Here is a 19225-nt window from a genome sequence, read left to right on the forward strand (position 1 = left end):
GAGGAGGACGCGCAGGCGCCGCCGCATTTCGCGCTGCCGCCGCGGTCCGCGCTGCTCATCGGCGCCATCGGCTTCTGCGCGGTCTCATCCGCCGGCGCGGGCTCCTGCGTACCCCGGGCCGGGCCCGCCGGGCCCGCCGCGCCCGCCGTCAGGCTCGACAGCATGCGCAGCGCCGCGTCCGAGGGGGAGCCCTCCGGGGCGCTGTAGAGCAGCATCCGGTGATTGGTCCCGTCGGCCAGGCGCAGGCTCTCGAAGTCCAGCGTCAGCGCACCCACCACCGGGTGGTGCAGGGTCTTCGTCCCGACCGTGCAGTCCCGTACGGGATGCTTCGACCACAGCGAGGCGAAGTCCGGGCTCTGGAGCATCAGCGAACCGATCAGCTCCGCCAGCGCCCGGTCCTCCGGATTGCGCCCCGCCACCAGCCGCAGCGCCGACAGCGCCACCCGCGCCTCGCCCTTCCAGTCGGTGTACAGCTCCCGTGTGTGCGGATCGAGGAACAGCATCCGCGTGAGGTTGGGGCGTACGGCCGGATCCTCCGGGCTCGCGGCGTCCAGGTGCCCCGCCAGCAGGGCATGGCCGAGCGGATTCCACGCCAGTACGTTGTTCCGCCCGTCCAGCACGACCGCCGGCACCTGCGGCATCGCGCCGATCAGCCGGCGGGTGGTCTCCCGCGCGTACTCCGGACGCGGCGAGCTCGCCCGCTTGGCGCGCGGCGGGCGGGCCAGGTCGAGCAGGTGCGCGTGCTCGTCGGGGGTCAGGCGCAGCGCGCGGGCCAGGGCGTCGAGGACGCTGTCCGAGGCGTTGGTGCTCTGCCCCTGCTCCAGGTGCGTGTAGTAGGTGATGCTCACGCCGGCCAGCAGGGCCAGCTCCTCGCGCCGCAGTCCGGGCACACGCCGGCGCGTGCCGTGCGAGGGGAGCCCGACGTCCTCGGGCTGGAGCTGCGCGCGGCGGGTACGGAGGAACTCGCCCAGAGCGGTCGGTGTGTCCATGCGTTCCAGTGTGCCGGGGGAGGGCCGCGGGCGCTGCCCCGGAAGGTGGCCCTGGGAGTGCTAGCCTCCCGGTCGCCAGCAGAGCCAGGGGGCTGGGTAACCCCTTCCGACAGGTCCAGAGTCGAAGACGCAACATCCGGTTGCGTGATCGAAAGGACGTGTTCCGCCATGGCGGTTGTCGAAGGCGCGAGGGTCGAATCCGGTCCGGAGGAAGGGGGCGGCCCCGGTCCGATCCGGCTGGACGGGCGCCTCAAGCTGGTACTTGTGGTGCTGCTGGTGGCGCAGTTCATGCTGGCGGTGGACTTCTCGATCCTGAATGTGGCCCTGCCGGTGATCGGTGACGGTCTCGGGTTCTCCTTGTCGAACCTCCAGTGGATCGCGACCTCGTTCGCGTTGTGCGCGGCCGGTTTCACGCTGCTGTTCGGTCGGGTCGCGGACCTCTTCGGTCGGCGGCGGCTGTTCCTGGTGGGCCTGGCGGTACTGGGCCTGTCGTCCCTGGTCGGTGGCCTGGCCACCTCGCCGGAGATGCTGATCGTGGCGCGTGTGTTCCAGGGTCTGGCCACGGCTGCGGTCACCCCGGCCGGTCTGTCCCTGCTGACCACCTCCTTCCCCGAAGGCCCGCTGCGGCAGAAGGCGTTGGGGCTCAACGGTGCGCTGATGTCGGCCGGTTTCACCACCGGCGCGATCCTCGGCGGTGTGCTCACGGACCTGCTGTCCTGGCGCTGGGCGTTCTTCATCAACGTGCCGGTGGCGCTGGCGGTGCTGTTCATCGCCCCGGCGGTCATCAAGGAGTCCCGTCCGGCGGAGCGTCCGAAGCTGGATGTGCCGGGTGCGACGGCGGTGACGCTGGGTCTGCTGGCGCTGATCTACGGGCTGACGCAGGCGGGCGAGCACGGCTGGGGTGCGCCGTCGGCGCTGGGCTGGCTGGCGGCGGGTGTGGTGCTGCTCATCGCCTTCTACGTGATCGAGTCGAAGTCCGCCGCGCCGCTGGTGCCGGTGAGTGTGTTGAAGAAGAAGACCGTGGCGTGGGGCAATATCGCGGGTCTGATCGCCTTCCTGACGGAGACCAGCCTGGTCTTCCTCATGACCCTGTACCTGCAAGAGGTGCTGGACTTCTCGCCGCTGACGGCCGGTCTGTCCTTCGGTGTCCTGGGTATCGGCACGGTCATCGGCGGTTCGATCGCGCCTCGTGTGATCGGCGCGGTCGGCACCCGCTCCACGCTGATCATCGGTGGTGTGCTCCAGGCGGTGGCCACGCTCAGCCTGGTCGCCCTCGGTGAGACCTCGGCGTCGATGTGGCTGCTGCTGATCGCCACCTTCGCGGGCGGCGTCGGCAACATGCTGGTGATCGTCGGGTTCATGGTGACGGCGACGACCGGCCTGCCGGACCACGAGCAGGGCATGGCCACGGGTCTGGCGACGATGACCCAGCAGATCGGTATCACGATGGGTACGCCGATCATGTCCGCGGTCGTCGCGGCGAACACGGACATCCACGCGGGCATCACCACCGCCGTCATCGTCAACACCGCCGTGGTCGTCCTCGGCATCCTCACCACCGTCCTCTTCCTCCGCCGCGAGCGGACCAGCTGACGAAGTGCCGTCTCCACTAAGGCAACTCCGCCTTGTGACAGCCCCGCCCGGGCCGCGAACGTTGGCCCCGGGCCCGGCGCGAGCGCCGGCCGCCGATGGAAAGGAACCCCGATGGCAACCCCCGTCCGACCCTCCGACGGCGCCGGCCGTGTGACCGTCAGCTGGGAGCAGGCTTCCCTCCCGTCCGCGGCCGGTCCGCTCCCGGCCCGGGTCTACCGGCCGGCCGCCACCACCCCGCGCGGCTGGCTGGTGTGGGCCCACGGCGGCAGCTGGCGCGGCGGGTCCGCGCGGGACTGGCACGGATCCACCGCCGAGCTGGCCCGGACCTCCGGTTTCGGTGTCGTGAGCGTCGACTACCGGCTGGCCCCCGAGGTACGCCACCCCGCCATGGTCGAGGACATCCTGTCCGCCCTGGACTGGGCCCGCACGCAGGACCACCCCGCCGCCCGCCCGCCCGTGCTCGCCGTCGGCGGGGACAGCGCGGGCGGCACCCTCGCGGCCTGCGCCGCGCTCGTCTGCCGCGACCGGGGGGTGCCGCTGGCCGCGCAGGTCCTCGCGTACCCCCCGCTCGATCCCCGGTGCGCGGCGCCCTCCTACCACCGCTTCCCCGACCTGTTCCCCACGGCCGCCTACCTGACCGCCGCATGGCAGGACTACCGCGACGCGGGCCGGCCCGTCGCCGCCGACGGCACCCGGCTGTACAGCACCCCCTTCGAGGCGGCCGGCCTGCGGGGTCTCGCCCCGGCCGTGCTGGCCACCGGGGAACTGGACCCCGTAGCCGATGACGTGCACCGCTACGCGGAGCTGCTGCGCGCGGCCGGGGTGGAGGTCCTGCTCCGCGAGTTCCGGCAGACGGGCCACGGGGCCTTCCTGCAACCGGGGCAGGGGCCGGCCTCCATGGGCGGCTGGCTGGGCCCGGCCCTGCACCGGCTCACCGCACCGGCCGACGCACCCGCCTGAGCCGCCCCCGCCCCGCGACACCCCTCTCCCATCCCTCTCCCATCCCTCGGACCATCCCTTGGAGTCCGCATGACCACCACCGACGTCCCCAACCTCGACGCCCTGCTGCGCCACTTCGCGGACCTGCGCGACGGCCACCACGGCGGCGCCGTCACCCGCCCCGACAAGGAGGAGCACTTCCGCACCGCCGCCCGGCTGCTCGACCCGTACGCCCGCCGCGCCCTCACCGAACTGAACGACGAACTCCTCCTCGGACAGGGCGTGGTCGACGCGAGCGGGGTGCAACGGGCGGAGGACGGAAGCCTGTTCCACGCCTGGACCCTGTGGTGGGACGAGCAGTCCACCGCCGACATCCCGCCCGTGACCCTCTACGCCCACTACGGCGCCGGCTTCCACCACCCCCACCTGCGCGGCGCCACCGTCTCCGAATGGCCGCTCAACGTCTTCGACGAGACCCAGGCGGCCGCCGAACTGCCCACCCTGCGCGCCATCGCCGCCGCCGACCTGCACAACCTGGTCTTCGAGCGCGACTTCCGGATCGTGCCCGCGACCGTGGCCGGCGCCACCGGCGAGCCCGCCGACCGGCACTGAGAGGCGAACCGTCATGACGAAGCTGCGACTGTCCGTGCTGGACCAGACCCCGGTCGGCGAGGACCACACCCCCGACCAGGCCCTGCGCGCCTCCGTGGACCTGGCCCGCGCCGCCGAAAGCCTGGGCTACACCCGCTACTGGGCCGCCGAGCACCACGGCTCCCCGGGCTTCGCGAGCAGCGCGCCGGAGATCCTGGCCGGCGCCCTCCTCGCCCACACCTCGCGGATGCGGATCGGGACCGGCGGCGTCCTGCTGCCGCGCTACGCCCCCGCCAAGGTCGCGGAGGTCTTCGGCGTCCTGGCCTCCCTGTACCCCGGGCGCGTGGACCTCGGGATCGGCCGCGCCGGAGGCCCCGCCCGGGACTTCCCGCAGCGGCTGGCCGATCTGCGGCTGCTGCTCGGGGAGGGCGGGGTGGTGCCGCACGCGCCGGTCCCGCCGCAGATGTGGCTGCTGGGCGCGGGACGGGAGTCGGCGCGGCTGGCCGGACTGCTGGGCACCGAGTTCGCGTTCGGGCACTTCTTCTCGCCCGTCGGCGGCCCGGAGGCGTTCCAGGACTACCGCGACCGCTTCCGCACCGCCACCGGCCGCCCCGCCGGCGGCGCCCTCGCGGTCCGCGTGGTCACCGCCGACAGCGCGGCCCGCGCCGAGGAACTGGCCCAGAGCCTGCTGCTGTGGCGGGCCCGCAAGGACCTCGGGGAGGACGCCCCGCTGCCCTCGTACGGGACCACGCGCGGGCACCGCTGGACGGGCGCGGAGCTGGAGCGGGCCGAGGTCCACCGCACAGCGCTGGTGTCGGGCGCGCCCGAGCAGGTGCACGCCGTACTGGCGGGGCTCGCCGCCCGGCACGGGGTGGACGAGCTGATCGTGAACACCTTGACCGCCGATCCGGCCGACCGCAGGCGCTCGTACGAGTTGCTGGCCGACGCCTTCGGCCTCGCGGCGGGCGAGGAGTCCCGTACGGAGGCCGCCGCTCTGGCGGGCCGCTGACCCGCCGCCGCGGGCGGTGCCCGGCCCGGCCGCCGCGTCCTACGTCGTCGCGGCCAGGGCCAGCGTCGCCGCCAGGGTGGCCGTGACCGCCAGCACCAGGCCCGTGCCGGCGAAGCGGCCGAGGGCGATACGGGTGCCGTGCCAGCGGCACCGCTCGAACCACAGCAGCGTGGCCAGGGAGGCCCAGGGGGTGACGAGCGGCCCCACGTTCACCCCGACGAGCAGCGCCAGGAGCTGATCGTGGTGGGAGGCGGGGAGGGCCGCCTCGCCCGCCAGATAGGCCGGGAGGTTGTTCAGTACGTTGGAGAAGCCCGCGCCGACCGCGGCGGTCCGCAGCATCCCGGGGACGCCGCTGTCGGAGCCCATGGCCCGGGCCAGGATCTCGTGCAGGCCGTGCGCGTTGACGGTCTCCACGACGAGGAACATCCCCGGCACCAGGACCAGCAGCCGCCACGGGATCAGCGAGAGGCGCAGCGCGCCGCGGTCGCGCACCGCGAAGGCCGCCACGACCACCAGCGCGGCCGTGGTGGACGCCAGCCACAGCGGGATGTCCGCCAGCAGGATGGCCAGCAGGAAGCCGACCACCGCCACCGCGGAGATCCGCAGCAGCACCGGATCGGCGGGCCGGGAGGGCTCCGGCGGTACGTAGCGGGCCTCGCCGCGGCGGCCCCGACGCCAGTAGAAGCCCCACAGGCAGGCCATCGTGACCGCGATCGCGGCCAGCTGCGGCGCCCACATCACGGCGGCCATCCCGGCCGGGGCCAGGGCCACCCGGTCGGCGGCGAGCAGGTTCGTCAGGTTCGAGACGGGCAGCAGCAGGCTCGCCGTATTGGCCAGCCACACCGTGGTCATCGCCAGCGGTACGGCGGCGATGCCCACCCGGGTCGCCAGCGCCAGCATCACCGGGGTCAGCAGGACCGCCGTGGTGTCCAGGTTGAGGGTGATGGTGGTGAGCGAGGCGAAGGCCACGCAGAGGCAGAAGAGCAGGGCGTAGTTCCCGCGCCCGGCGCGCGCCACCCAGGTGGCGACCACGTCGAAGACCTCGGCCCGGCCCGTCAGCTCGGCGAGGACGATGACGGTGGCGAGGAAGACGACCAGCGGACCGATGCGCTCCAGGACGTCCCCGGCGGGAGCGGCGGGCAGCAGGCCCGTGGCCACGCAGAGCACACCGAGTACGAGGAGCCCGCCGGCCAGCCAGTCCAGTGGATGCGGACGCCTGAGGAGAGACACGGCCACCAGATTCGCACACCCCGCCCCGGCGCCGCCGACGGGCCCTCCCCGGGGCCGGAGCGATCAGCCCAGGTCCGCCGCCGTGGCCACCACCACGCCGTACAGGTCACCGATCGTCGCCAGCGCGGCGGCGTGGATCTGCTCGGCCGGCAGCTCCGCGCCCACGGAGCGCAGCGGCCGGGTCGCGCAGGCGTCCGCGACCACGGTGGGCCGGTTGCCGCGCAGGAACGCGCCCTCGGCGGTGAAGGTGACGCACATATGGGTCATGAACCCGGCGACGATCACGTCCCCGTGCCCGGCGGCGTCCAGGTGCTCCCCGAGGTCGGTGCCGACGAAGGCGTTGGGCGCGGCCGTCTTCACGACCACGGCCTCGCCCTCGGCGGGCGCCACCCGCGGGTGCACGCGCCCGATGTCCTGCCGGATGTCGTACGGGGTCCCCTCGCCGCCGTCGTGCAGGACGTGCACGATCCGCGCCCCCGCCGCCCGGGCCCGGGCCAGCAGATCGGCGGCGGCGTCGAGCGCGGGCTCCCAGCCCGTCAGCTCCAGCACGCCGCGGGTGTAGGTGTTCTGGTAGTCGACCAGGATCAGGGTCGCGGCGGCCAGGGAGGCCGGGGTCCGGTCGAGGCCGTTGAGCTCGCGCAGGGTGGTCGTGGGCATGGCGGAGAAACCCTCCTCGGGTGTCAGGTGTCAGGTGTCAGACGTCAGACGTCGGGTGTCGGTGGACCTGCGGGCGGCCTCCTCGCGGGGGAGGCCGTACCGAGAACGCTATGAGCCACCGGGTAATGTCGGCAATGTCATGCGACTTGCAGAAACAGACATGCCGGGCCGCCTCGTCGTCATCGTGCTCTTCGACGGGGTCGACCTGCTGGACGTCACCGGCCCTCCGGAGGTCTTCGCCCTCCTGCGCCGCGAGACCGGCGACACACGCGCCTACGAGGTCCTGCTCGCCGCCGAGACCATGGACCCGGTGACCACCTCCGCCGGGGTGCGCCTCCTGCCCGACACCACCTTCGCGGAGCTCGCCGGGCGCGGCGTCGACACCCTCCTCGTCCCGGGCTCCGTCGAGACGGACGCCGACGGGCGCGTGCGCGCCCTGGCCCACCCCGCCGTCGTCGGCCGGGTCAAGGAGCTGGCGGGCCGGGCCCGGCGCGTCGCCTCGGTCTGCGTCGGCGCGCACATCCTGGCCGAGGCCGGGCTGCTCGACGGCCGGCGCGCCACCACCCACTGGTCCACGGCGGGCCAGCTCGCCGCCGAGCATCCGGCCGTGGAGGTGGACGCCGACCCGATCTTCATCCGGGACCGGGAGGTGTGGACCGGCGCGGGCATCAGCGCCTGCCTGGACCTCTCCCTCGCCCTCGTCGCCGACGACTTCGGGGAGGGCGTCGCCCTGCGCGTGGCCCGGCAGCTCGTCATGTACCTGAAACGGCCGAGCGGGCAGAGCCAGTTCAGCGTGCCCCTCGCGCCCCTTTCCACCAGCCGCCGCACCGAGGACCTGCGCCACTACGTCACCCGCAACCTCACCGGACGGCTCTCGGTCGCGGACCTCGCCGCCTCCGCGCATGTCGGCGAGCGGCAGCTGACCCGGATCTTCAAGACGGAACTGGGCACGACCCCGGCCGCCTACATCGAGTCGGCCCGCGTCGAGCTGGCCCGCCACCAGCTGGAATCCACCGACGCCACCCTCGACCGCATCGCCACCGCCTGCGGCTTCCACACCACCGACACCCTGATCCGGGCCTTCCGCCGCACCCTGGACACGACCCCCACGGAGTACCGCAACCGCTTCCGCTCCCCGCTGTAGAGACCTCCGTACGCCTCCGGAGACCTCCGTACGCCCATCCGGCCCCGCCGTGCATCCGTTCCCGCCGCCGGCGCGGAAAGGATCAGGGGAGCACATCACCCCGGTCGACGGCGGAACGGAGCACTTCCATGACCGACACCCCTGGCCACGAAGCCGCGGCCCCCGGCCTGAACTGCCTCGTCACCGGTGCCACCGGCTATATCGGCGGCCGGCTCGTGCCCGAGCTGCTCAAGGCCGGGCACCGGGTGCGCTGCCTCGCGCGCGCCCCCGAGAAGCTGCGCGACCACCCCTGGGCCGGTGAGGCGGAGACCGTCCGCGGCGATGTCACCGACCCCGCATCGCTCGCGCCCGCCCTTCAGGGCATCGACGTGGCCTACTACCTCGTGCACGCGCTCGGCACCGGCCGCGATTTCGAGGCCACCGACCGCCGTGCCGCCCGTAACTTCGCCGAGCAGGCCCGCGCCGCCGGGGTCCGCCGCATCGTCTACCTCGGCGGGCTGATCCCCACCGGGGTCCCCGACCAGGAGCTCTCGCCCCATCTGCGCTCCCGCGCCGAGGTCGGACGGATCTTCCTGGAGTCGGGGGTGCCCACCGCCGTGCTGCGCGCCGCCGTGATCATCGGCTCGGGCTCGGCCTCCTTCGAGATGCTGCGCTACCTCACCGAGCGGCTGCCGGTGATGGTCACCCCGAGCTGGGTGCGCACCCGGATCCAGCCCATCGCCGTCCGGGACGTGCTGCGCTACCTCGTCGGCAGCGCCCGGATGCCCGAGGAGGTGAACCGCGCCTTCGACATCGGCGGCCCGGACGTCCTCACCTACCTCGACATGATGCAGCGCTACGCCGCCGTCGACGGACTGCCCCAGCGGCTGATCTTCCCCGTGCCCGTGCTCACCCCGCGGCTGTCCAGCCACTGGGTCGGCCTGGTCACCCCCGTGCCCCGGTCCATCGCCCGCCCCCTCGCGGAATCCCTCAAGCACGAGGTCGTGTGCGACGAGCACGACATCGCCACCTGGGTGCCCGACCCGCCCGGCACCCCCATCTCCTTCGACACGGCGCTCTCCCTCGCCCTCCAGAAGGTCCGCGACGCCCAGGTCGTCACCCGCTGGTCCTCCGCCTCCGTCCCCGGCACCCCGAGCGACCCGCTGCCCACCGACCCCGACTGGGCCGGCGGCAGCCTCTACACCGACGTCCGCGAACGCGTCGTCGAAGCCCCCGTCCCCGCGCTCTGGCGGGTCGTCGAGGGCATCGGCGGGGAGAACGGCTGGTACTCCTTCCCGCTGGCCTGGGCCGTCCGCGGCTGGTTCGACCGGCTCGTCGGCGGCGTCGGACTGCGCCGCGGGCGCCGCGACGCCACCCGCCTGAGGATCGGTGACTCGCTGGACTTCTGGCGGGTGGAGGAGATCGAACGCGGCCATCTGCTCCGGCTCCGCGCCGAGATGCGGCTCCCGGGCCTGGCCTGGCTGGAGATGTACGCCGAGACCGACGAGGAGGGCCGCACCCGCTACCGGCAGCGCGCCCTGTTCCACCCGCGGGGACTGGCCGGGCACGCCTACTGGTGGAGCGTCTCGCCCTTCCACGCCGTCGTCTTCGGCGGCATGGCCCGCAATATCGCGCGGACCGCCGAGACCAAGGCAGGCACGGCCGCCGACCCCGCGGAGCGGGCCGAGGAGCCCCGGGCCGCCGGACGGCCCGCCGCACGCCCGTCCGGCAACCCCACCCCAGGAGCGGCTTCATGAACACCTCGGTCGTGCTCTACACCTCGGACCTGCGGGTCCACGACCATCCACCGCTGCGCGCCGCCCTCGGACCCGGCCGCGAAACCGTGCCGCTCTTCGTCCGGGACCCGGCCGTCGACCGGGCCGGCTTCGCCGCCCCCAACCGGCTCGCCTTCCTCGCCGACTGCCTCGCGGACCTCGACTCCGGGCTGCGCGAGCGCGGCGGACGGCTCGTCGTCCGCTCCGGCGACCCCGTCGCCGAGGTGTGCGCCGTCGTCCGGGAGGCCGACGCCGACGAGGTGCATGTCGCCGCCGGATGCAGCGCCTTCGCCCACCACCGCGAGGAACGGCTCCGCCACGCGCTGGAGGCCGACGGGCGGCGGCTGTACGTGCACGACGGGGTCATCACCGCGCTGCCCGCCGGCGCCGTCACCCCCGCCGGCTCCGACCATTTCGCCGTCTTCACCCCCTATTTCAGACGCTGGTCGGCGGAGACCCTGCGCGAGCCGCTGGCCGCGCCGCGCGTGGTCCGCGTACCCACCGGAGTCCGCTCCGAGGAACTCCCCTCCCGCAAGGCCGCCTCCCCGGTGTCGGACGGGCTGGCCGACGGGGGCGAGCAGGAGGGCCGCAGGCGGCTCGTCCGCTGGCTGGACCGGTACGCCGACAGCTACGAGCAGGGCCACGACGACCTGGCCGCGGACACCACCTCCCGCCTCTCCCCGTACATCCACTTCGGCGCGCTCTCAGCAGTGGAGGCCGTGCACCGGGCGCGCGCCCACGGCGGGCCGGGCGCGGAGGCGTTCGTACGGCAGGTCTGCTGGCGGGACTTCAACCACCAGCTCCTCGCCGCGCGCCCCGCGGCCTCCACGGAGGACTACCGCACCCGGTCCGACCGGTGGCGCAGCGGGAAGCAGGCGGACGCCGACCTGAGGGCGTGGAAGGAGGGCCGCACCGGCTATCCGGTCGTGGACGCGGCCATGCGCCAACTCGCCCACGAGGGCTGGATGCCGGGCCGGGGCAGGCTGCTCGTCGCTTCCTTCCTCACCAAGACGCTCTACATCGACTGGCGTGAGGGGGCCCGGCACTTCCTGGACCTGCTCGTCGACGGGGACGTGGCCAACAACCAGCTCAACTGGCAGTGGATGGCGGGCACCGGCACCGACAGCCGCCCCAACCGCGTGCTCAACCCGGTGATCCAGGCCAAGCGCTACGACCCCGACGGTGCTTACGTACGCCGCTGGATCCCCGAACTCGCCGCGCTCGACGGCCCCGGCATCCACGAGCCGTGGAAGCTGCCGCACGCCGAACGGGCCCGTTACGACTACCCGGAGCCGCTGCTCGCGCTCCCCGACGGGCTGGCCCGCTTCCGCGAGGCGCGCGGTCAGGACTGAGCCGGGGCCGTTTTGCGCCCCCCGCTCCCGGGCGCGGCCGGGTACAGCGCCGCCAGGAGGGCCAGGGCCTCCCGAAGCCCGCCGGGGCGCAGCAGCCCCCGGTCCGGGGCCGGACCGGCCCAGCCCGGCCCCGCCAGCAGCACGGCGGGCCGGGACCGGGCCCCCTTGACCCCCCACACGGTCTCCGCGACGCGCCGGGCCAGCAGGTGGTGGGCGGTGGAGCGGGCCTGGGACCACAGCACCACCCCGGCGGGCCCGGTGCGGCGTACGGCCTGGTCGAGCGCCTCCGGCGGGACGGCGCCGCCGAGCATCATGGCGGGCAGCCCCAGCTCCGCGAGCCCGGCGGCCAGCGCCTCCAGCGCGAGCGTGTGCTGCTCGCCGGGTACGCAGGCCAGCAGCACCGGGGGAGTGCCGGGCGGGGCCCCGGTGGCCGGGGCGACGCGGCGCAGCGCGGTCGAGACATGCCAGGACAGCAGGTGCTCGGCCTCGACATAGCGGTCGCCGGAGGTCTCCCATTTGCGGCCGACGGCGTGCAGGGCCGGGGCCATCACCTCCTCCCAGGCGGTGACCAGCCCGTACCGGCCGATGGCCGATCCCAGCGCGGCCTCCAGGGCGAGGGCGTCGAGCCGGACGGCGGCCCGGCCCAGGCCGCGGCACTCCTGGCGTACGTCGCCCAGGGACCGCGGCGGCTGCGGCGGTCCGGGCCGGCGGGGCTGCCGGGCGCGCGGCGCGGGGGAGGCGGAGGCGGCGGAAGCGGAAGCAGCGGGGGCCGGGCCGGCGAGGGCGGCGCGGGCGGCCTCCGCCGGGGGGACCCCGGAGGCGGTCAGCCGGCACATCTCCCGCAGGACGGCGATGTCGCCGGCGGTCCACCGCCGGTGCCGGCCGTCCTGCCGGGCGGCGGGGCCCAGGCCGTAGCGGCGGTCCCACGAACGCAGGGTCGTGGGAGCGACGCCCAGGCGGCGGGCCACGTCTCCGGTGGTGAGGCCGTGCGGTGACTCGGTCATGACCCCATGATGCGACGCACAAACGACGCGAGTGGTGCGGAGACGCGCGCGAGCCGGAATCTGGAGGGGCCCCGGGGCCCGTCCCGCGGGCGTCCCGTCCGCCGGGCCCGAGGAGCAGCCGCCATGACCGCGACGAGCGTCACCGCCCAGCCGTTCACGGACCCCGAGGTCGCGGAGGGCTTCGTACGCGGCGAGGAGGAATGCCTGCGCATCGCGTACGAGCGCTGGGGCGGCCTGGTCCTCGCCATGGCCTCCCGCACCCTGGGGGACCAGCGGGAGGCCGAGGACGTGGGCCAGCAGGTCTTCCTGGCCGCCTGGCGCGGCCGGGCCGGCTACCGGCCCGAGCGCGGGCCCTTCCCCGGCTGGCTGACCGGCATCACCCGGCGCAAGATCGCGGATGCCCTGTCGGCGCGCACCCGCCGCCTCGAACTCCTCGCCGCGGCCGGCGCCGCCCTCCCCTCCGGCGACCCGGTGACGGGCCCCGACGCGGTCCTGGACCGGCTGGTCGTCACCCGCGAGCTGGCGAGGCTGCCGCGCCTCCAGCGGGAGGTCCTGGCCCTGGCCTACTACGGGGACCTCACCCAGGTCCAGATCGCGGAACGCACCGGCATGCCCCTGGGCACGGTCAAGAGCCACGCCCGCCGCGGCCTGCACCACATGCGCGCCCGCCTCGGCCCCACCTCGCGGCGCCCGTAGCGCGGGCCGGGCGCGGGCGGGGCGGTCGTAGCGCGGGCCGGGCGCCGCCGGGGCGGTCGTAGACTGCGCGCGTGCCCATCATCGCGCTGCCGACCGCCGGCGAGCTCCTGCACTTCGAACTGGCCGTCGCCTACGAGATATTCGGCAATCCGCCGCGCGAGGCCACGCAGGACTGGTACGAGGTCGTGCTCTGCGGGCCCGGCCCCGTCCGCGTCGGACCCTTCACCGTCGAGCCCGACCACGGGCTGGAGCGGCTGGCCGAGGCCGACACCGTGATCGTGCCCGCCTGCGCCGACATCGACGCACCGCCGCCCGCCGAGCTCATCGCCGCCGTCCGCGCCGCCCACGACGCGGGCGCCCGGATCGCCTCGCTCTGCACCGGCGCCTTCGTCCTCGGCGCCGCCGGCCTCCTCGACGGCCGCCGGGCCACCACCCACTGGGCCCACGCCGGTGAACTCGCCGCCCGCCACCCCCGCGCCCTCGTCGACGCCGACGTGCTCTACACCGACAACGGCAGCGTGCTCACCGCCGCCGGCAAGGCCGCCGCCGTCGATCTCTGCCTGCACCTGATCCACCTCGACCACGGGGCCGCCGTCGCCAACTCCGTCGCCCGCCGCCTCGTGATGTCCCCGCACCGGCACGGTGGCCAGGCCCAGTTCGTCGGCACCCCCGTCCAGGCCCGGGGTGAGCACCCGCTCACCGGACTGCTGGCCTGGGCGCAGCAGCGCCTGGACCGGCCGCTGACCGTCACCGACCTGGCCCGCCGCGTCCACACCAGCCCGCGCAACCTCGGCCGGCAGTTCCGTACCGTCGTCGGCCAGACCCCGCTGCAATGGCTGCTCACCCAGCGCGTGCGCCGCGCCCAGGAGCTGCTGGAGGCCACCGACGAGAGCGTCGAGGCGATCGCCCTCGCCACCGGCATGGGCACGGCCACCACCCTGCGGCGCCAGTTCAAGCGGATCGTCGGGATCCCGCCCGCCGACTACCGGCGCTCCTTCCGCACCACCAGCCCCACGCGCACCACCAGCCCCACCCGTCCCACCAACCTCACCTGACCCGTTTCAGAGCCCTGCCGGACCCTTTCCGGCCGGGCTGTGCACGCACCTCGGCCACGCCCGCCCGAGAGGCCGGGAACACCTCTTTTTGACATGCACCCGCTGCGGCAAAATGCCTGGTGTCCACAGGCCATCGCGGGCCGCGCGGCCCACCCCGTCACCACGGTACGACTCCGGGATCCACGCGACGCCCTCGTACGGGAAGGGTCGGGGCCTTGGCCTTGCAGTCCTTACAGATACGCCGCTTACGAGTACCCCGCGCGAGCACCGCGGTCGGGTCCGGGCTGCAACGCGCCCAGTCCTTCCTCATCGTGGCCACCCTGCTCTACCGCGCCAGCCACCTGGTCGTCGGCGTCCTCGCCGTCGTCCGCCGCCCCCCGGACCTCCCCCTGCCGTACCTCGGCCTCCTCACCGCCGTGGCCCTCAGCGCCCTCACCTACGGCGCGGCCCTGCGCGGCGGCTGGTTCGACGCACGGCACATCTGGGCCGACGTGCTCGTCACCGGATGTGTCATGCCGCTGGCCCTGATCGCCTGGGGCGGCGTGCACGACACCCCCGCCCTCGGCTGGGCCATGCTGCTCGGCGGCTCCGCGAGCGCCGCCGCGGCCATCGCCCTCGACCGCTGGCACGCCGTCGCCGTGGTCGCCCTCCTCGTACTGAGCCATTTCATCGGCTACCGGGCCGTCGGCGCCGGCTCCGCCGTGATCGCCGGCCACCTCAACTCCCTGGTCTCCTCCGCCGTGATGACCTGGCTCTTCCGCTGGTACCTGCTCCGCCAGGGCAGCCTCCTCGACGAGGCCAACGCCCGCGCCCTGGCCGCCGAGGCACACAAGGCGCGCTACGCCGAGCGGCTGGAACACCACCGCGCCCTGCACGACACCGTCCTCGCCACGCTCACCACCCTCGCCGCCGGCTCGGTCGACGCCAACGCCCCCGAGGTACGGGCCCGTTGCGGGCGCGAGGCCGCCTACCTGCGCCGGCTGATCCAGCAGACCGCCGAGGAGGTCCAGCACCGGGAGATCGGCACCGCCCTGGAGGAGGCCGTCGGCTCCGTCGAGAGCCTGCAACTGCGGGTCACCGCCCAGTACCACCGGCTGCCGCAGGTGCCGCCCGCCGTCGCCGCCGCGCTCGGCGACGCCGTGCGCGAGGCCCTGAACAACGTACGCCGCCACGCGGGCACCGGACACGCCTACCTCACCGCCACCGGCGACCCGGACGGCCGCGGGGGAGCGCTCGTCACCGTCGTCGACCGCGGCCCCGGCTTCGACCCGGCCCGCTGCGAGCCCGGCCTCGGGCTGCGCGGCTCGGTCCACGCCCGGATGGCGGAGGTGGGCGGCCGGGCCACCATCGACACCGCCCCCGGGGAAGGCGTACGGGTGGAGCTGAGATGGCCGGGGTGATCAGCGTGGCCGTCGTCGACGACGACCGGATGCTCCGCGACGGACTGCGCGCCTGGCTGGACGGGGTCCCCGAACTGCGGCTCGTCGCCACCGCCGCCACCGTCGCGGAACTCCTCGGCACCCCGGAGGCGCCGCGCGCGCCGGACCGGCCCCCCGCCGATGTGGTCCTCCTCGACCTCCTCCTGCGCGACGGCTCCGACCCCGTCGACAACATCCGGCGCGTACTGCGCACCGGCAGCCGGGTCCTGATGATCAGTACGGTGCCGGACCGCTCCCGGATCATCGAGGCCGTCCGGGCCGGCGCCGACGGCTACCTGACCAAGGACCACGACCTCCCCACCCTGGTCGCCGCCGTCAAGGACCTGGCCGCAGGCCGCGGCGCCCACTCCGCCGAACTCGCCTTCGCCTGCGCCTACGACGACAGCCCCGCCCGCCCCCGCCTCTCCCCCCGGGAGCGGGAGATCCTGCTCGACTACGCCTCGGGCATGACCCTCAAGTCCGCCGCGCGCCGCGCCGGGATCACCGTCCACACCGCCAAGGACTACCTGGACCGCGTCAAGGCCAAGTACCAGCAGGCCGGCCGCCCCACCTACACCAAGCTCGACCTGGCCCAGCGGGTACGGGAGGACAGCCTCGACGCGGGCTGACCCCCCACGCAAGCCCCCCAAACGGACGGCTTCATACCGCGCCCGCCCCCTGCGTACCGTCGTCCCGGTGGCGCCTCGGACGGCCCGCCGGGAAGGGGAGAGCCGGTGTCCGCAGCCAGGCCGGCACGGCCGGCCCACGACCGCACCGCCCCGGGCCACCGCGGCGGCCCGCGGCCCGGTCCGGGGGAACTCGTCGGCCGCGCCGCCGAGATGGAACGCCTCGCGGCGGCGCTGGCCGCCGCCCGGACCGGGCGCGGCGCGGCGCTCTTCGTCACCGGGGAGCCCGGGGTGGGCAAGACCCGGCTCGCCGCCGAGGCCCTGGCCGCGGCCGCCGCCGCGGACATGGTCACCCTGCGGGGACGCGCCAGCACCCTCGGCCCGCCCGTGCCCTACCGGCCGTTCGTCGAAGCCCTGCTCCTGCTGGCCCGCGCCGGTCTGCTGCCCGAACCGGAAGCGCTCGGCCGCTACGGGCCCGTGCTGACCGGGCTGCTCGGCGGCGCCCCCGAGGCCGGGGCGCCCGCCGCCCCGCACCTGATGGTCGGCGAGACGCTGCTGAGGCTGCTGGCCGCCGTCGGCCGCCGCCGCGGCTGCCTGCTCGTCCTGGACGACCTGCACGACGCCGACCCCGGCACCCTCGCGGTCCTGGAGTACCTGCTCGACAACCTCGGGCAGCAGCCCGCCGCCCTCCTGCTCGTCACGGGCCGCAGCCCCGGGACGGCGGCCGACCTCGCCACCCGCGCCCGGCAGCGCGGAGCCGCCCAGGTCCTCGACCTGCGCCCGCTGACCCGCCCCGAGGTGCATCTGCTCGTCGCGGCCGAACTGGGCGCCGCCCCGGCGGACATACGCCCCGAACTGGTCCGCCGCGCGGTCGACAGCAGCGCCGGAATCCCCTTCGTGGTGAAGGAACTGGCCAAGGAACTCGTCAAGGAGTTCGCCCCCGAGGCGGCCCTTCCCCCCGGTGCCACCCGCCACCCCGGCGGCCCCGGAACCCCCGCGGCCCCCGCCGCCGTCCCCGCCACCGTCGCCGAGGACGTGCGCCGCCGGGTCGACGCGCTCGGCCCGCTCGGCGCCGAACTGCTGGGCACCGCCGCCCTGTTCGGCCCCCGGTTCCCGCTGCCCGTCCTGGAGCGGGCGGCCGGAGCCGGCCCCGCGGAGGTCTCCGCCGTCCTGCGTACCGCGCTCACCACCTGCCTGATCACCCCGGACGGGCCGGACAGCCACTGGTACGCCTTCCGCTACCCCCTCGCCGCCGAGGCCCTGCTCGACGGCCTCGGGCCCGGCGGCCGCGCCCGCCACGCCGCCCGCGCCGCCCGCGCCGTGGCGGAGCTGCACCCGGGCCTGCCCGGCCCGTGGTGCGCCCACGCCGCCCGCCTGCACGAGTACGCCGGCGACACCGCCGAGGCCCTGCGGCTCTACCGCGAGGCCGCGCGCCGGGCGCCCGACCCGACCGACATCGCCCCCGCCGTCGACCTCCTGGCCCGCGCCCACCGCCTGCTCGGCCCCGGCGACGCGCCCGAACAGCGGGCCGCCGTCCTGGAGTCGCTGCTCGACGCCGTCGCCCGCTCGGCCCGCTTCGACCGGCTCCCCGCGCCCCTCGCCTCCCCGGAACCCCTGGGCTGCGGCGAGCACACCCTGCCGCCCGGCCGCCGGGCCCGCCTGTACGCGCGGCTCGGCGACATCGCCACCCTGATGGGCAGCCCCGTACCGGCGCAGGCGCACCTGGCCACCGCCCGCGCCCTGCTCGGCGACCGGCCCGACCCCGCCGACGCCGCCCGCGTCGACCTCGCCGCCGCGCGCGTGGCACTCGGCCGCCCCGCCCCCGACCGGCTGCGCACCGCCGCCCGGTACGCCCGCGCCGCCGTGGACTCCGCGCGCCGCGCCGAGCTGCCCGAGGTGGCCTGCGCCGCCCTGCTGCTGCTCGGCCGGCTGGAGGGGCACCGGGAGGCGGGGACGGCCACCGCCCACTTCGAGCGGGCCCGTACGGTGGCCCTCGCCCACCGGCTCCCCGCGGCGCGGGTCTCGGCCGAGGTCCGGCTGGCCATCGCCGCGACGGAGCAGGACGCCCGGCCCGCCCGCCTGGAACGGGCCCGCCGCGAAGCCCTCCGCACGGGCCTGCTCCCGCTCGCCCACGAGGCCGCCCTCGCGCTCGCCATGGAACGGATCCGGCGCTGCGAGTTCGACGAGGCCGCGGCCGTGGTCCGGGAGGCGGCCGCCGAGGCGTCCCGGCGCGGACTGGGCCGCTCCATGGCCCGCCTCCGGCTCGCCGAGGCCGTACGGTACGCCCACCAGGGCAGGCGCACCGACATGCTCGCGGCCCTGGAGCGCCTGGAACCCCTGCTCGACGCCGCCCCCGGCCTGCGCCCCATGGCGTACGGCCTGGCGCGCGCCTTCTGCTCCCTGCTGGAGGAACGCCACGACGCGGCCGAACAGGAACTGGCCCGGGCCCTCGCCTACGACACGGAGAACCCCGCCACCGCCGACCACGGCCGGGACGGCATCGCCCTGCTGCTCGGCGTCCTGGCCGGCCGGCTCGGCCGCGGCCACCGCCCCGCCCTCGCACGGGCCGCGGCCGCCGGGCCCCGCTGGAACCGGCAGTTCGCGGGCCTGGCCCACGCCGTACTGCTCGGCCGCGAGGGCCGCCACGAGGAGGCGGAGGCCGCCGCCCTCCGGGCCCTGGAGGCGGCCGGACCGTACCCCATGGCCCGCCGGCTCGGCCTGCGGCTGGTGGCGCGGGCCGCCCACGAGGACGGCTGGGGCACCCCGGTGGAGTGGCTGCGCGAGGCCGAGGAGTACTTCCACGGCGCGGGACTCCAGGCCGCGGCCGGCGCGGGCCGGGCCCTGCTGCGCGGCATGGGCGCCTCCGTGCGCCAGCGGCGGGTGGGCACCGAGCGGGTGCCGCCGGACCTGCGCCGCTCCGGCATCACCGTCCGCGAGTTCGAGGTGGCCCGGCTCGTCGCCGAGCGGATCAGCAACAAGGACATCGCGGGACGGCTGCACATCTCGCACCGGACGGTGGAGAAGCACGTGGCGAGCCTGCTGCACAAGACCGGCCACCCCAACCGCGGCGCCTTCGCCACCGCCGCCCGCGACCTGGTCCCGTAGCGCCCCCGCCTCCCGCGGAGCGGACCCGTACCACGCCCCCTCCGCGTGGTACGGGTGCCCTCC

15 protein-coding genes and 1 pseudogene are annotated in these 19225 nt (G+C 75.4%); 12 read left to right on the forward strand and 4 right to left on the reverse strand.

The window, feature by feature from the left end; all coding sequences use genetic code 11:
* Positions 1–152: 152 nt before the first annotated feature.
* A pseudogene (locus ABZ873_RS00005) lies at positions 153–989 on the reverse strand (helix-turn-helix transcriptional regulator); the annotation flags it as partial.
* 168 nt (positions 990–1157) lie between these two features.
* On the opposite strand from ABZ873_RS00005, the gene ABZ873_RS00010 reads away from it, so the two are divergent.
* The 4 genes from ABZ873_RS00010 to ABZ873_RS00025 all read left to right on the forward strand — a co-directional run bounded on the left by ABZ873_RS00010 (position 1158) and on the right by ABZ873_RS00025 (position 5121).
* Positions 1158–2582 (forward strand): DHA2 family efflux MFS transporter permease subunit, encoded by a 1425-nt coding sequence (locus tag ABZ873_RS00010; protein ID WP_360863211.1) that lies wholly within the window; start codon positions 1158–1160, stop codon positions 2580–2582.
* A gap of 111 nt (positions 2583–2693) precedes the next feature.
* Positions 2694–3542, forward strand: coding sequence for an alpha/beta hydrolase (locus tag ABZ873_RS00015; RefSeq protein WP_360863213.1), 849 nt, complete (start codon positions 2694–2696; stop codon positions 3540–3542).
* Between the two features lie 69 nt (positions 3543–3611).
* Positions 3612–4133: a hypothetical protein gene (locus ABZ873_RS00020; protein WP_360863215.1), complete on the forward strand. Its 522-nt coding sequence runs from the start codon at positions 3612–3614 to the stop codon at positions 4131–4133.
* 13 nt (positions 4134–4146) lie between these two features.
* Positions 4147–5121 (forward strand): LLM class flavin-dependent oxidoreductase, encoded by a 975-nt coding sequence (locus tag ABZ873_RS00025; protein ID WP_360863216.1) that lies wholly within the window; start codon positions 4147–4149, stop codon positions 5119–5121.
* Positions 5122–5160: 39 nt separating this feature from the next.
* Here ABZ873_RS00025 and ABZ873_RS00030 read toward each other — a convergent pair whose 3' ends face one another.
* Both ABZ873_RS00030 and ABZ873_RS00035 read right to left on the reverse strand, forming a co-directional pair.
* Positions 5161–6351: an SLC13 family permease gene (locus tag ABZ873_RS00030; protein ID WP_360863218.1), complete on the reverse strand. Its 1191-nt coding sequence runs from the start codon at positions 6349–6351 to the stop codon at positions 5161–5163.
* 63 nt (positions 6352–6414) lie between these two features.
* Positions 6415–7008, reverse strand: coding sequence for an isochorismatase family protein (locus tag ABZ873_RS00035; protein ID WP_360863220.1), 594 nt, complete (start codon positions 7006–7008; stop codon positions 6415–6417).
* A 139-nt stretch (positions 7009–7147) separates the two neighbouring features.
* On the opposite strand from ABZ873_RS00035, the gene ABZ873_RS00040 reads away from it, so the two are divergent.
* The 3 genes from ABZ873_RS00040 (at position 7148) to ABZ873_RS00050 (ending at position 11258) form a co-directional block, all read left to right on the forward strand.
* Positions 7148–8152 carry a helix-turn-helix domain-containing protein gene (locus tag ABZ873_RS00040; RefSeq protein WP_360863222.1) on the forward strand — a complete coding sequence of 335 codons (1005 nt, stop codon included), beginning with the start codon at positions 7148–7150 and terminating at the stop codon, positions 8150–8152.
* A gap of 128 nt (positions 8153–8280) precedes the next feature.
* Complete coding sequence (locus ABZ873_RS00045) at positions 8281–9888, forward strand: SDR family oxidoreductase (protein ID WP_360863224.1); 1608 nt, start codon at positions 8281–8283, stop codon at positions 9886–9888.
* A complete protein-coding gene (locus ABZ873_RS00050; protein WP_360863225.1) occupies positions 9885–11258 on the forward strand; it encodes a deoxyribodipyrimidine photo-lyase in 1374 nt (457 codons plus the stop codon). Before ABZ873_RS00045 ends, ABZ873_RS00050 begins: the two co-directional genes overlap by 4 nt.
* Here ABZ873_RS00050 and ABZ873_RS00055 read toward each other — a convergent pair.
* Complete coding sequence (locus tag ABZ873_RS00055) at positions 11249–12262, reverse strand: MerR family transcriptional regulator (RefSeq protein ID WP_360863227.1); 1014 nt, start codon at positions 12260–12262, stop codon at positions 11249–11251. The genes ABZ873_RS00050 and ABZ873_RS00055 overlap by 10 nt on opposite strands.
* 123 nt (positions 12263–12385) lie before the next feature.
* Between ABZ873_RS00055 and ABZ873_RS00060 the strand changes: the two genes are divergently transcribed.
* The 5 genes from ABZ873_RS00060 to ABZ873_RS00080 all read left to right on the forward strand — a co-directional run bounded on the left by ABZ873_RS00060 (position 12386) and on the right by ABZ873_RS00080 (position 19162).
* Positions 12386–12958, forward strand: coding sequence for a sigma-70 family RNA polymerase sigma factor (locus tag ABZ873_RS00060; RefSeq protein ID WP_360863229.1), 573 nt, complete (start codon positions 12386–12388; stop codon positions 12956–12958).
* A 71-nt stretch (positions 12959–13029) separates the two neighbouring features.
* Entirely contained in the window at positions 13030–14013 is a 984-nt protein-coding gene (locus tag ABZ873_RS00065) for a helix-turn-helix domain-containing protein (RefSeq protein ID WP_360863231.1), read from the forward strand.
* A gap of 311 nt (positions 14014–14324) precedes the next feature.
* A complete protein-coding gene (locus ABZ873_RS00070; protein WP_360863233.1) occupies positions 14325–15413 on the forward strand; it encodes an ATP-binding protein in 1089 nt (362 codons plus the stop codon).
* Positions 15401–16060: a response regulator transcription factor gene (locus ABZ873_RS00075; RefSeq protein WP_360863235.1), complete on the forward strand. Its 660-nt coding sequence runs from the start codon at positions 15401–15403 to the stop codon at positions 16058–16060. The genes ABZ873_RS00070 and ABZ873_RS00075 overlap by 13 nt, the downstream gene beginning before the upstream one ends.
* Positions 16061–16165: 105 nt before the next feature.
* Entirely contained in the window at positions 16166–19162 is a 2997-nt protein-coding gene (locus ABZ873_RS00080) for an AAA family ATPase (protein ID WP_360863237.1), read from the forward strand.
* Positions 19163–19225: the final 63 nt, after the last annotated feature.

Origin of the sequence: Streptomyces sp. NPDC047014, assembly GCF_040644195.1 — a bacterium.
Classification (GTDB): Bacteria; Actinomycetota; Actinomycetes; order Streptomycetales; family Streptomycetaceae; genus Streptomyces.